Here is a 12,634-nt window from a genome sequence, read left to right as displayed (position 1 = left end):
CCGCTGCCCGCCAGCCTGCCGCAGCGGTACGGCGGCAGGCTGGCGGGCAGCGGTACGGTCCCCAGCGGCGGCAGCGGCTCGCCCGCGGCCAGCCGGGCGGCGCCCCTGCCCAGCCGGTAGGGCCACGGATGGCCGCAGTTGAGCGCCCGCACCTCGGCGTCCGCGCCGATCTCCAGGAGCAGCAGGGTGACGAACTCCTCCGCCGACAGGCACTCCTGCTCCGCCGCCCCCGGGTCCGCCCGGCCCGGCGCGGCACCGCGCCCCAACTGGTCCCGCAGCTGGCGCTGGTGGGCCCGGTCAAGGCGGCGCAGCACGCCGTCGAGCCCGACCTCGTCGTACGCGGCCTCCCGGAAGCTGCCGAGCACCGCGGCGACCATGCCGATGGCCGGCAGCCCGTGGCCGCGCACATCGCCGATCACGACGCGGACGCCGTGCGCGGTGGCCACGGCCTCGTACAGGTCGCCGCCGACCTCGGCGCCCCGGGAGGCGGAGATCTGGCGGGCGGCGAGCGCCAGCCCGTCCAGCCGGGGCGGCAGCGGGCGGATCAGCGTCTCCTGGGCGGCGCGCGCCACCGCCCGTACCTCGCCCAGCTCGCGCGCCGCCCGGCGCCGTACCCGGATCAGCAGATAGACCATCACCAGCGCGAACGCCACGCAGGTCACCACGCGGGCCGAGAAGTTCTCGCGCGTCGTGGCCGGGCGGGTCAGCTCCCAGGTGACGACCAGCGTGAGCAGCCCGCCGGGTACCGCGCACTCGACGAAGCCCCAGGAGGCGGACGCCTCCTCCAGCTCGTCCCTGGACAGGCACTGGGACATGTCGTCCTGTGCCCTGGTCCCCTTCATCCGCCGGTCCCCCTAGGGCCTTTCGTTCGGATCATGCCGGGCTCGCGGGCCCCGGCACCGCGCCTCGCCGCGTTGTCGTCAGTCGGCGGCGCTCCGCGTCGCCTCCCTCCTCCACTCGCGATCCACGGCACCGGACCCCCGTCCGGCCCGATCCCGGCGAAAGACCCTGGATCCTGTCCTCGAAGTACCGCCGGGCCCGCGGCGTACGGGCGGACGGCGCTACCACGAGGACAGGCCCTCCGGCCGTCCGGCCCGATCCGAAACGCGAGATGCTCCGCCGCTCGGCGTACATGGACCGTGGTGGCCGGATCGATTCTGTCGATCACCGGTGCCCATTGGCGAACCACGCCCGGCTTCCTCACTCGAACGAGTGAGGGGCGCGTCCCAGAATCAGGACGCGCCCCTCGTGGGCCGGTTCTCTGTCGAACAACGCACCGAACGACCAGGTCGGACGGTGGGCGCGCGACCGGGGCCGTCAGGCGCCCCGGAGCACCGCCCCGGTCAGCTCGGCGGCCTGTGCCACGGCGGCGTCGCGCGCGGCCGTCGCCTCGTCGACCGTCAGCGTCCGGTCCGGCGCGCGGAACCGCAGGGCGTACGCCAGGGACTTGTGGCCCGCGCCGATCTGCTCACCGGTGAACACGTCGAACAGCCGCAGGGACTCCAGGAGTTCCCCGGCGCCGTCGTGCAGTGCCCGCTCCACCTCGGCGGCCGGCACGTCCGCGGGGACGACCAGCGCGACGTCCTGGGTGGCGACCGGGTAGGTGGAGATCCGCGGCGCGCGCGGCACTCCTGCGGACGCCCGCTCCAGCAGGTCGAGGTCGATCTCCATGGCGCAGGTGCGCTCCGGCAGGCCGAGCGCCTTGACCGTCCGGGGGTGCAGCTCCCCGGCGTGGCCGACAGGCGTCTCCTCGCCGTCGATCCGGACGGACAGCTCCGCGCAGCGGCCCGGGTGCCACGGCTCGTACCGGCCGGACCGGACGGTCAGCTCGACGCCGGCCTCCCGGGCGACGGTACGGGCCGCCTCGACGGCGTCCGCCCAGACCGCGGGCGTGCCCTTGCCCCACCAGCCGGCCCGCTCGCGGCCACCGGCCAGCACGACGGCCGCGTGGCGCGGCTGGCGCGGCAGCGCGGTGTCGAGCGCGGCCACCTCCTCGTCGGTCGGGCGGCGGTCGACGGGCAGCCGTACCGGTACGGTCTCCTCGCCGGTGGGCAGGAAGACCAGGCCGGTCTCGAAGAGCGCCAGATCGTGCGAGCCCCGGCCGTCGTTGCGGCGCAGCGCGGTGATCAGGCCCGGCAGCAGCGTGGTGCGCAGCGCCGGTTCCTCGTCGGAGAGCGGGTTGACGAGGGTGACCGTGCGGCGGCGCTCGTCGTCGGCGGGCAGCCCGAGGGCATCGAGTACGGCGGGGCCGGTGAACGGGTAGTTCAGCGCCTCGACGTAGCCCGCGCCGGCCAGCGCGCGGCCGACCCTGCGGTGCAGCCGCTGGCGCTCGGTGAGGCCGCGGCCCGAGGGCGGGGTGGGCAGCGTGGAGGGCAGGTTCTCGTACCCCTCCAGCCGGATGACCTCCTCGGCGAGGTCGTTGGGCGCGACGAGGTCGGGGCGCCAGGACGGCACGGTGACGACCAGCTCGTCCTGCCCGTACGCGTCGCAGCCGATCTGCTGGAGCCGGCGCACGACGGTCTCGCGGCCGTACGTCACGCCCGCGACGCGGTCGGGGTGGTCGGCGGGCATGGCGATGGTGTGCGGCGCGGACGGCGCGTAGACCTCGGTGACCCCGGCCTCGGCGGAGCCGCCGGCGAGGAGCACCAGCAGGTCGACGGTGCGCTGTGCGGCGGCGGCCGTGGCCTGCGGGTCGGTGCCGCGCTCGAAGCGCTTGGCGGCCTCGGAGGGCAGCTTGTGGCGGCGCGCGGTCCTGGCGATGGAGATCGCGTCGAAGTGCGCGGCCTCGATGACGACCTCGGTGGTGCCCTGGGCCTCGCCGGTCTCCGGGTGGGCCGCGGTGGTCGCGCTGTCGGTGATTTCCGTGTTCTCACCGCCCATCACGCCCGCGAGGCCGATCGGCCCCCGGTCGTCGGTGATGACCAGGTCCTGGGCGTCCAGGACCCGGGCGACGCCGTCGAGCGTGGTGATCTTCTCGCCCTGCTGGGCGCGGCGGACGCCGATCGGCCCTTCGAGGCGGGTGCGGTCGTAGGCGTGCAGCGGCTGGCCCAGCTCCAGCATCACGTAGTTGGTGATGTCGACGGCGAGCGAGATGGGCCGCATCCCTGCCTTCTGGAGGCGGCGGCGCAGCCAGATGGGGCTGCGGGCCTCCAGGTCGAGGCCGGTGACCGTGCGGGCGGTGAAGCGGTCGCAGCCCCGGGGGTCGGCGATCTTCACGGGGTGGCCGTAGGCGTTGGGCGCGGGCACGTCGAGCAGCGCGGGGTCGCGCAGCGGCAGCCCGTAGGCGATGGCGGTCTCGCGGGCGACGCCGCGCATCGACAGGCAGTAGCCGCGGTCGGGGGTGACCGCGATGTCGAGGACTTCGTCGACCAGCTCCAGCAGGGCGATGGCGTCGGTGCCCGCCTCGTGCTCGGGGGGCAGCACGATGATGCCGCCGGCGCCCCAACCGGCGCTGTCGCCCATGCCCAGCTCGTCGCCGGAGCAGATCATGCCGTGCGAGGTCTTGCCGTACGTCTTGCGCGCGGCGATCGCGAAGTCGCCCGGGAGGACGGCGCCGGGCAGGACGACGACGACCTTGTCGCCGACGGCGAAGTTGCGGGCGCCGCAGACGATCTCCTGCGGCTCACCGGTGCCGTTGGCGCCGCCGACGTCGACGGTGCAGAACCGGATGGGCTTCTTGAAGCCCTCCAGCTCCTCGATGGTGAGGACCTCGCCGACGACGAGGGGGCCCTTGAGGCCGGCGCCGAGCTGCTCGACGGTCTCGACCTCCAGACCGGCGGCGACCAGCTCGGTCTGTACGTCACGGCCGGTCTCCGTCGCCGGCAGGTCGACGTACTCCCGCAGCCAGGAAAGCGGGACGCGCATCAGATCTCCATCCCGAACGGCCGGGTGAACCGGACGTCACCCTCGACCATGTCTCGCATGTCTTCGACGTTGTGGCGGAACATCAGCATCCGTTCGATGCCGAATCCGAAGGCGAATCCGCTGTACTTCTTGGGGTCGACCCCGCAGGCGGTGAGCACCTTGGGGTTGACCATGCCGCAGCCGCCCAGCTCGATCCAGCCCTCGCTGCCGCAGGTGCGGCAGGGCCGGTCGGGGTTGCCGACGGACGCGCCGCGGCAGACGTAGCAGACCATGTCCATCTCGGCGGACGGCTCGGTGAACGGGAAGAAGTTCGGCCGCAGCCGGGTCTTCATGTCCGGGCCGAACAGCGCCCGCACCATGTGGTCCAGGGTGCCCTTGAGGTCGGCCATGGTGAGGCCCTCGTCCACGGCGATCAGTTCGATCTGGTGGAAGACCGGGGTGTGCGTGGCGTCCAGCTCGTCGGTGCGGTAGACCCGCCCGGGGCAGACCACGTAGACGGGCAGCTCGCGCGCCAGCAGCGAGCGGGCCTGGACCGGCGAGGTGTGCGTACGGAGCACCACTCCGGACTCGTCGCCCGTGGTGCCCTCCGGCCCCTGGACGAAGAAGGTGTCCTGCATCTGGCGGGCCGGGTGGTCGGGGACGAAGTTGAGCGCGTCGAAGTTGAACCACTCGACCTCGGCCTCGGGGCCCTCGGCGACCTCGTAGCCCATGGCGACGAAGACGTCCGTGACCCGCTCCATGAAGGTGGTCAGCGGGTGGCGGGCACCGGCCGGGACGCGGTCGTAGGGCAGTGTGACGTCCACCGCCTCCTCGACCAGGACCCGGGCGTCGCGCTCTGCCTCCAGCTCGCTCTGGCGGGCGGCGAGGGCCTTGCTGACGGCGCCGCGCGCCTGGCCCACGCGCTTGCCCGCCTCGGCCTTGGCCTGCGGGGGCAGCGCGCCGATCTCGCGGTTGGCGAGGGCGAGCGGCGACGTGCCCGAGGTGTGCGCGGTCTTCGCGTGGGCGAGCGCGTCGAGATCACCGGCGGCGGCGAAGGCGGCGAGCGCCTCGTCCCGCATGCGCTCGATCTCTTCCGGTTTCAGTGCCTCGACCTCGACCGGGTCGTACGACTTGTTGGGTGCGGACATCTCTTCCCGTACTTCCGATTGGCTGGCGAAACGACCCTGCTCGATCACTGGGCGCGCGGAGGTGCCGAAGGTCGAGTCTAAAGGTCGTACGAAGGTGAGGGAGCCCGTGGGCGGCCGGACCGGTCAGGACAGATGGGCCGGGGTGCCGACGGGCAAGATAAATCGGAACTCGGCGCCGCCGCCGGGGCCCCGGCCGACGGTGATCGTCCCGCCGTGCGCCTCGACGATGCCCTTGACGATGTACAGACCGAGTCCGGTCCCGCCGCGCTTGCTGCCCCGCCAGAAGCGGGTGAAGACGCGGCTCATCGACTCCTCGGGGATGCCGGGCCCCTCGTCGCACACGGTGACCGCCGTTCCCTTCTCCGTCCGGGCCGCGTGCTGGATCTCCGCGGGCGCCACCTCGATGGTGACGGTTCCCTCGCCGTGGCGCACCGCGTTTTCCAGCAGGTTGCCGAGGACCTGGTCGATCTTGTCGGGATCGGCCCACAGGTCGGGCAGCGGCTGCTGGATGCGGACGAGGAAGCGGTCGGGCGACTGCCCCGAGGCGGTGTGCGACTGGACGTGGCGCGCGACGGCCGTCCCGACGTCGACGGGCTGGCGGCGCAGCTCCAGGCGTCCCGAGTCGATCCGGGAGATGTCCAGTAGCTCCGCGATCAGCCGGGTGACCCGGTTGGCGTCGGCGTCGACGGTCTCCAGCATCAGCCGCTTCTGGTCGTCGGTGAACCGCTCCCACTTGGCGAGCAGGGTGGCCGTGAACCCCTTGACGGAGGTCAGCGGCGAGCGCAGCTCGTGGGCGACGGTGGCGATCAGCTCGGCGTGGCTGAGTTCGGTACGACGGCGCGCCTCGGTGCCGCGTACACAGATCACCAGCCTGCGGACGGGTCCTGTGGGGTGCGCGCGGACGTAGCGCGCCGAGACCAGCACCTCGCGGCCGCCGGGCAGCAGGAGGTTGCGCTCGGGCTGGCCGACGCGGGTCGCGAGGCCGCCGTACGGGTCGGTCAGGGCCCACCAGCGGCGGCCCTTGAGGTCCTCCAGCGGCAGGGCGCGCTCCAGTGGGTGGCCGAGGGCGTCGGAGCGGGGTATGGCGGTGATCCGGGCGGCGGCGGCGTTGAAGCAGACGACCCGGCCGGTCTCGTCGGCGACGATCAGCCCGTCGGGCAGGTCGTCGGGGTCGAGGCCGGGAAGACCGTCGAGGTGGCCGGTCGCGGGACCGGGCGCGCGCTCGTCCCCGGGCACGGGAGGTAAGGCTCCCCGGACAGCGGCGGATCCGCTCGCACCGACGGTCATGCCCGCACCCCACCTCTTCCGCGTAGCTCAGTGGGTCCCCGAAACCGCAACAGTACTAGCTGTACGTGACGGAGCGGACCCCCTCAGCACGTACCGCGGACGCGCTGGGCGCGTGCTGAGGCGTAGAGACATACGGCCGCGGCGGTCGCGAGGTTCAGACTCTCGGCCTTTCCGTGGATCGGCACCCGTACGACGGCGTCGGCGAGCGCGCGGGTCCCGACGGGCAGCCCCCACGCCTCGTTGCCGAAGATCCAGGCGGTGGGCGCGTCCATGGTGCCCGCGTCCAGCTCGTCGTCGAGGTCGTGCTCGCCCGCGCCGTCGGCGGCGAGGATCCGCACTCCGGCGTCCTTGAGCCCTTGGACGGCCCGCTCGACGGGGACGCCGACGGCGACCGGCAGGTGGAACAGCGAGCCGGCCGACGCCCGTACCGACTTGGGGTTGTACAGGTCGACGGAGGCGTCGGTGAGGACCACCGCGTCGGCGCCCGCCGCGTCGGCGCAGCGCAGCACCGTACCGGCGTTGCCGGGGTCGCGGACGTGGGCGAGGACGGCGACGAGCCGGGGCCCGGTCCGCAGGATGTCCTCGAACGGCGTGTCCAGGAAGCGGCAGACGCCCAGCAGCCCCTGCGGGGTGACGGTCTGGGACACCTCGGCGAGCACCGCGTCGGGCGCGAAGTGGATCCGGGCGCCGATGGCGCGCGCGTCCTCGACAATGCCGGGGTGGCGCTCGGCGGCTTCCGCGGTGGTGAACAGTTCGGTCAGCGTGGGCTCGCCGTCGTCGGCGCGGTGGGCCACCGCCTCGCGCACGGCCTGCGGCCCCTCGGCGATGAACCGGCGTTCCTTGCCGCGGAAGGCCCGCTTGGCGAGCCGCCGGGCGGCCGTGACGCGCGGGGAGCGCGGGGAGATCAGCTCGGGGGTGGCCATCGCGGCGGTTCTCGCTTCTCGTGACGGGGCGGCGGGACGGGAGGGCGGGGGGCGGAACGCGCCGGACCCGCAGGCTCGATGCCTGCGGGTCCGGAGGGAGAGCACATACGGCCTGACGGGTCAGGCGGCGGCCTTCGGAGCGTTGACGTCGCTCGGGAGGGCCTTCTGGGCGACCTCGACCAGCGCGGCGAACGCGTTGGCGTCGTTGACGGCCAGCTCGGCGAGGATCTTGCGGTCGACCTCGACGTTGGCGGCCTTCAGACCCTGGATGAAGCGGTTGTAGGTGATGCCGTTGGCGCGGGCGGCGGCGTTGATCCGCTGGATCCACAGCTGACGGAAGTCGCCCTTGCGCTTCTTGCGGTCGTTGTAGTTGTAGACGAGGGAGTGGGTGACCTGCTCCTTCGCCTTCCGGTACAGGCGCGAGCGCTGGCCGCGGTAGCCGCTGGCCGCCTCGAGGATTGCCCGGCGCTTCTTGTGGGCGTTGACTGCCCGCTTGACGCGTGCCACGTGTTGACTCCTTGTAGCGGGACCGTGGTGGTACGCACACGGTCCGGAAAACGGATGGGTCCCGGTCCTGCGCCGCGCCCCCGGTCACCGGGGGCCGCGACGTCACTTGCCGAGAAGCTTCTTGATCTTCTTGGCGTCGCCCGGGGCCATCTCGGCGTTGCCGGTGAGGCGACGCGTCAGCCGCGACGACTTGTGCTCGAGCAGGTGGCGCTTGCCGGCCCGCTCCCGCAGCACCTTGCCGGAGCCGGTGATCTTGAAGCGCTTGCTGGCACCGCTGTGCGTCTTGTTCTTCGGCATGGCGCCGTTCTCTCCTCGTCGGTGGCGCTCCCAGCCGGTCGGAAAATTCGACCGGCGCGCGGGCGCGTCAGATCTCTGGTGTGTGGTTCCGGGCGGAGCCGGGGGTCGCCTGGGTGGCGACCCCGCGGATCACGCGTCGGAAGATGCCTCGGCGGGAGCTTCGGCGGCGGCTTCGGCCGTGGCCTCGCCCGTCGCGTCCGCCGACTCCTCGGTCGCGTGGCCCTGACGCTCGGCCTTGCGGGCGGCCTGCGCCTCGCGAGCCTCGGCCATGGCCTCGGTCTTCTTCTTGTGCGGGCCCAGAACCATGATCATGTTCCGGCCGTCCTGCTTCGGGTTGGACTCGATGAAGCCGAGTTCCTCCACGTCCGAGGCAAGCCGCTGCAGCAGGCGGAAGCCCAGCTCGGGACGGGACTGCTCACGACCGCGGAACATGATCGTGATCTTGACCTTGTCCCCCTGCTTGAGGAACCGGACGACGTGACCCTTTTTGGTGTCGTAGTCGTGCGGGTCGATCTTCGGCCGGAGCTTCATTTCCTTGATGACCGTGTGCGCCTGGTTCTTGCGCGCCTCACGGGCCTTCATGGCCGACTCGTACTTGAACTTCCCGTAGTCCATGAGCTTGCACACGGGCGGACGGGCTGTCGCCGCGACCTCGACCAGGTCCAGGTCGTACTCCTGTGCGAGTTCCAGGGCCTTGGCGAGCGGCACAATGCCCACCTGCTCGCCACTGGGACCGACAAGTCGCACTTCGGGAACGCGAATCCGGTCGTTGATGCGGGGCTCGGCGCTGATGGATCCTCCTCGGTAGCACCACACGACTGTCTGGCAGACAGCCGCGTAACGTCTGTTGACAGACCAACCGCGGCGGAACATCAAAAATGCCCCGGACGGCACACAGGCAGCAGCTCCTTGAATACCGGAGCACCGCCGTGCACGAACCACGGGGCGCATCGGGCGGTTCCATCGTCCGTACGGAACGATGGGCACCACCTGACCGGTGACCCGCCGCCCGCGGAGGACAGCCAGGTGGGAGATCGGAGCCTCCACTTGTGGGCCGGGCACACGCGTGTCCGGCCGGTCGTCACTCCAGGTTAGCAGCTCCCCCGGGCGGGCGCTAACCCGCTGCGCCGGGCCTGGGCACCGCTCCGTCCGCGCGCTCCCGGGGGCGGCCCAGGACCGGCGTACGCCTATCGTGTGACGCATGAGCGACGCGACGACCCCACCCGAAGAATCCCCCGGCTACGACGCCATGGCCCGCGACATCGCGGAGGTCCCCGCCGTCGAGGTGATCGTCACGGTCGCGGTGAACCTGATGAGCGCGGCGGCCGTGAAGCTCGGGCTCACCGAGGAGGGCGACGCGCACAAGGACCTCGACGAGGCGCGCAAGCTCGTCCACGCCCTGGCCGGGCTGATGGACGCGAGCACGACGGAGATCAGCTCCTTCCACGCGGCTCCGCTGCGCGACGGGCTGAAGTCGCTCCAGCTGGCCTTCCGGGAGGCGTCGCTCGTCCCCGACGAGCCGGGCCAGGGGCCCGGAGAGAAGTACACGGGTCCGGTCTACGGCTGAAGCCGCCCGGCCCCGTCCCGTACCCGCTCAGCGCGGTACGGCGCGCACTCCCGCGCGCGGTCATGCCGCGCGCGGTCATTTCGCACATGGCCATGCCCGTACACGGTCGTGCGCGTGCGCGCTCATTCCCGTACGAAAAGGGGCTCGCCCGGTGGCGTGGCCTCGGCCGGCAGCAGCGCCAGGTCGAGGCCGCGCACCAGGCGGGCCCTCAGCACGTCGTCGGAGGCGATCGCCCCGGCGACCCGGCGGGCCGCCTCGGCCGGGGGCGCGGCCGGGTCCAGGACGAGCGCGAGGATGCCGTCCGCGCTGCCGGGGCCGAGATACGCCCGCACCACGGCGGTCTCGGCCGCGACGGCCGACCGTACGGCCGCGGTGACCGCGGGATCGTCCAGCGGGTCGGCGCTGGCGCGGCCCTCGGCGAGGGCCCGCAGGCCGGGGCCGGTGAGCTGGTAGGTGACGGGCCCGGCCAGATCCAGCACCAGCGTGTCGGCCTTCTCGTGCGCGGCCGCCCGCAGCGCCTGGCGCAGCGGTACGGCCACCGGCCTGGCCCCCGGGTCCCAGCGGGTCAGCGCCTCGGTGGAGGTGAAGGCGGGCAGCGCCCGGCGGTCCCCCGCCCGGAGCGTCGGCACGGCCATGTCGCTGCTCTTCTCCCGGCGCAGCCCGGTCGCCTCGTCCTCCTCGGTCTCACCGAGTACGGCGACGATGGGGACGAGCAGCCGGGCGTCCTGGAGCGCCGCGAGCACCCGCCCCTCGGCCCCCGCCGCGGTCCTGTCCTCGGCCCAGGCGGCGAGCGCCGCCGCGAGAGCGGGATCGGCGGTGCCGTCGTCGTCGGCGAAAGCGGATGCGGGGATGTTCTTGAGCGCCACGGGACGAGGGTAGCGAGCGGTGGCGGACGTAGGGTCGCCGGGTGGATCTCTCGGTGGCCGCGTGCGGCATGGACAGCGGACGGTCGGTGGCGTACGGCGCGGACCGCGCGTACGTGACGGCCAGCGTGGTGAAGGTGGCGGTGCTCGCGGCGCTGCTGCTGCGGGCGCGGGACACCGGCGGGTGGCTGAGCGGCGAGGAGGAGCGTCTCGCCGCGGCCATGGTCGAACGCAGTGACAACGACGCGGCGACCGCGCTGCGGGCGGCGGCCGGGGGCGTGGCGGGGCTGGACGCGGCGCACGCGCGGCTGGGCATGACCCGCACCTCGGCGGCGTCCGCCTGGGGGCTGACCCGGACCACCGCACACGATCAGCTGACGCTGCTGAGGGCGGTGTTCGGCGTGGACCAGGTGCTGGACGAGCGCTCGCGCCGCCGTGTGGCGGGGCTGATGGGCCGGGTGGTGCCGGGACAGGACTGGGGGGTGTCGGCGGCCTGCGAGGGCGGCGACTGGGCGCTGAAGAACGGCTGGCTGCCGAGGGGCGCGGACGGGCTGTGGGTGGTGCACTCGGTGGGGCGCGCGGGCCGCGCCCTGGTGGCGGTCCTGTCGGACGGCCACCCTTCTTTGGAGGCGGGTATCGCCCGGGTGGAGGAGGCGGCGGTCGAGGCGGTGCGTCGACTCGGTGAGCCGACCGGGGACAGCGACGGGAGAGCGTGAGCGGGTGAGCGGCTCCGGACACCCGGCTCCGGGGCCGGGTGTCCGGAGCCGCTCGGGCCGACGTGTCCTGAGCCGCTCGGGCCCGACGGCTCCCGGTTCGCGACGGCGGTCGGCCTCCGACGGCCCTCAGGCCCGGGGGCCCGGCACGCCGATCCGCCGGACGCCGCCGCGCCACAACAGGACCCCGGCCACGAGCAGCAGCCCCCCTGCCGCGCCGGCCGTGGGGGCGATCCAGGCGGCCGGTTCCGGGGTCTCGCGCACGACGTCCGGGCCCTTGCCGAAGTACCGCTTGCCGTAGCTCGCGGCGCCCGCCGCCTCGCTCGTGAGGTCCGCGCGGGGCAGCTTCGCACCGGCCGCGATCGCGGCGGCGGGGTCGACGAACCCGTATCCCCTGGCGTCGTCGTGGCCGTCCTGCGGCCGGTCGCGCGCCGTGTCCGCGAGGAGCTTCTTGATCTGCGCGGGGGCGAGATCGGGGTGGGCGGAGCGGATGAGGGCGACCGCGCCCGAGACGAACGCGGCGGCGGCGCTGGTGCCCCAGCCCTCGTAGTAGCGGCGGTCGGGGTCGGCGATGACGACGTCGACCCCCGGCGCGCTGACGGTGGCGTACCAGCGGCGGGTGGAGAAGGCCGCGTGGGTGCCGTAGCGGTCGACGGCCGTCACCGCGATCACTCCGGGGTAGGCGGCCGGGTACGAGATGTTGTCGCCCTTCTCGCCCCCGTTGCCCGCCGAGGCGACGACGACGGCTCCCTTGGCGAGGGCGTACCGTACGGCCGCGTCCTCGCCCGGTTCCGGGTGGGCGGACTCGCTGTCGTCGCCCAGGGAGAGGTTGATGACGTCGGCGCCCTGGTCGGCGGCCCAGCGTATGCCCTCGGCGAGTGCTCCTCCTTTGGAGGAGCGGGCTTTCGCGCGGGCGGGGTCGGTGCCTTCGAGGATGACGCGGACGGGCAGGATCTTCGCTTCCGGCGCGATCCCCAGGACGCCGTCGGAGCGGTCGAATCCGTGGCCGTGCCCCGCGATGATCCCGGCCATGGCGGTGCCGTGCCTGGCCCAGGAGCGGTCGCCGCGTTCCGCGCCGAAGCCGATCAGGTCCTTGCCCGCCAGCACCTGCCCCTCCAGGTCGGGATGGGTGTCGTCGACGCCGGTGTCGAGAACCGCGACCGTGACGCCCGTGCCCTGCCCGCTGCGCCAGGCCGCGTCGGTGTGCATCGCCTCCAGCGCCCACTGCTGGATCCGGATCGCGTCGGCGTGCGCGGGGGTGGCGGGGACGAGGAGGAAGGACGCGGCGGCGAGTACGGCGGCGACGGTGTGGCGGCGGCGCCGGGCGGTCCTGCGGGGCATGGAGGTCCTCGGGGGCGTCGGGGGCGGGTTCCGGGTCACCGGGGTTCCGGCGTGGGGGTGTCGACCGCCTCGCGGATCCCTCGTTCGATACGGTCCGCGAGACCTTTCGCCTCATGGCCCAGCCCCGACCGGGCGGGCGCGGTGG

12 protein-coding genes are annotated in these 12,634 nt (G+C 73.4%); 2 read left to right on the top strand and 10 right to left on the bottom strand.

Annotated elements, in window-relative coordinates; all coding sequences use genetic code 11:
• The 8 genes from DVH02_RS27520 to infC form a co-directional block, all read right to left on the bottom strand.
• On the bottom strand, positions 1-842 hold an 842-nt coding region (locus DVH02_RS27520), incomplete at its 3' end, for a PP2C family protein-serine/threonine phosphatase (protein ID WP_233518500.1).
• Positions 843-1,317: 475 nt separating this feature from the next.
• Complete coding sequence (gene pheT, locus DVH02_RS27515; protein WP_114626560.1) at positions 1,318-3,864, bottom strand: phenylalanine--tRNA ligase subunit beta; 2,547 nt, start codon at positions 3,862-3,864, stop codon at positions 1,318-1,320.
• Positions 3,864-4,991: a phenylalanine--tRNA ligase subunit alpha gene (pheS, locus tag DVH02_RS27510; RefSeq protein WP_114626559.1), complete on the bottom strand. Its 1,128-nt coding sequence runs from the start codon at positions 4,989-4,991 to the stop codon at positions 3,864-3,866. Before pheS ends, pheT begins: the two co-directional genes overlap by 1 nt.
• Before the next feature lie 123 nt (positions 4,992-5,114).
• On the bottom strand, positions 5,115-6,278 hold the full coding sequence (locus DVH02_RS27505; RefSeq protein WP_114626558.1) for a sensor histidine kinase: 1,164 nt from the start codon (positions 6,276-6,278) through the stop codon (positions 5,115-5,117).
• A gap of 83 nt (positions 6,279-6,361) precedes the next feature.
• The gene (locus DVH02_RS27500) at positions 6,362-7,201 is read right to left on the bottom strand and encodes a TrmH family RNA methyltransferase (RefSeq protein WP_114626557.1); all 840 of its coding nucleotides are present in this window, start codon (positions 7,199-7,201) and stop codon (positions 6,362-6,364) included.
• Positions 7,202-7,321: 120 nt separating this feature from the next.
• Positions 7,322-7,708: a 50S ribosomal protein L20 gene (gene rplT / locus DVH02_RS27495; RefSeq protein WP_114626556.1), complete on the bottom strand. Its 387-nt coding sequence runs from the start codon at positions 7,706-7,708 to the stop codon at positions 7,322-7,324.
• A gap of 102 nt (positions 7,709-7,810) precedes the next feature.
• Positions 7,811-8,005, bottom strand: coding sequence for a 50S ribosomal protein L35 (rpmI, locus tag DVH02_RS27490; protein WP_030560333.1), 195 nt, complete (start codon positions 8,003-8,005; stop codon positions 7,811-7,813).
• 129 nt (positions 8,006-8,134) lie between these two features.
• Positions 8,135-8,821 (bottom strand): translation initiation factor IF-3, encoded by a 687-nt coding sequence (gene infC, locus DVH02_RS27485; RefSeq protein WP_114626555.1) that lies wholly within the window; start codon positions 8,819-8,821, stop codon positions 8,135-8,137.
• A 385-nt stretch (positions 8,822-9,206) separates the two neighbouring features.
• On the opposite strand from infC, the gene DVH02_RS27475 reads away from it, so the two are divergent.
• The gene (locus tag DVH02_RS27475; RefSeq protein WP_114626554.1) at positions 9,207-9,572 is read left to right on the top strand and encodes a DUF1844 domain-containing protein; all 366 of its coding nucleotides are present in this window, start codon (positions 9,207-9,209) and stop codon (positions 9,570-9,572) included.
• 122 nt (positions 9,573-9,694) lie between these two features.
• Here DVH02_RS27475 and DVH02_RS27470 read toward each other — a convergent pair whose 3' ends face one another.
• Positions 9,695-10,438 carry an SseB family protein gene (locus DVH02_RS27470; protein WP_114626553.1) on the bottom strand — a complete coding sequence of 248 codons (744 nt, stop codon included), beginning with the start codon at positions 10,436-10,438 and terminating at the stop codon, positions 9,695-9,697.
• 41 nt (positions 10,439-10,479) lie between these two features.
• Between DVH02_RS27470 and DVH02_RS27465 the strand changes: the two genes are divergently transcribed.
• Positions 10,480-11,151, top strand: coding sequence for a serine hydrolase (locus tag DVH02_RS27465; RefSeq protein WP_233518499.1), 672 nt, complete (start codon positions 10,480-10,482; stop codon positions 11,149-11,151).
• 126 nt (positions 11,152-11,277) lie between these two features.
• Here the strand turns inward: DVH02_RS27465 and mycP are convergent, their stop codons facing one another.
• Positions 11,278-12,489 (bottom strand): type VII secretion-associated serine protease mycosin, encoded by a 1,212-nt coding sequence (mycP, locus tag DVH02_RS27460; protein ID WP_114626552.1) that lies wholly within the window; start codon positions 12,487-12,489, stop codon positions 11,278-11,280.
• Between the last annotated feature and the right edge of the window lie 145 nt (positions 12,490-12,634).

Source organism: Streptomyces corynorhini, assembly GCF_003346515.1.
GTDB classification, from domain to species: Bacteria; Actinomycetota; Actinomycetes; order Streptomycetales; family Streptomycetaceae; genus Streptomyces; species Streptomyces corynorhini.
Note: the sequence above shows the minus strand (reverse complement) of the source record. Positions and strands in the feature narration are given on the sequence as shown.

Coding starts and splice junctions, on each gene's coding strand:
- pheT (WP_114626560.1), bottom strand. CDS start 3,864: ATGCGCGTCCCGCTTTCCTGGCTGCGGGAGTACGTCGACCTGCCGGCG.
- pheS (WP_114626559.1), bottom strand. CDS start 4,991: ATGTCCGCACCCAACAAGTCGTACGACCCGGTCGAGGTCGAGGCACTG.
- DVH02_RS27505 (WP_114626558.1), bottom strand. CDS start 6,278: ATGACCGTCGGTGCGAGCGGATCCGCCGCTGTCCGGGGAGCCTTACCT.
- DVH02_RS27500 (WP_114626557.1), bottom strand. CDS start 7,201: ATGGCCACCCCCGAGCTGATCTCCCCGCGCTCCCCGCGCGTCACGGCC.
- rpmI (WP_030560333.1), bottom strand. CDS start 8,005: ATGCCGAAGAACAAGACGCACAGCGGTGCCAGCAAGCGCTTCAAGATC.
- DVH02_RS27475 (WP_114626554.1), top strand. CDS start 9,207: ATGAGCGACGCGACGACCCCACCCGAAGAATCCCCCGGCTACGACGCC.
- mycP (WP_114626552.1), bottom strand. CDS start 12,489: ATGCCCCGCAGGACCGCCCGGCGCCGCCGCCACACCGTCGCCGCCGTA.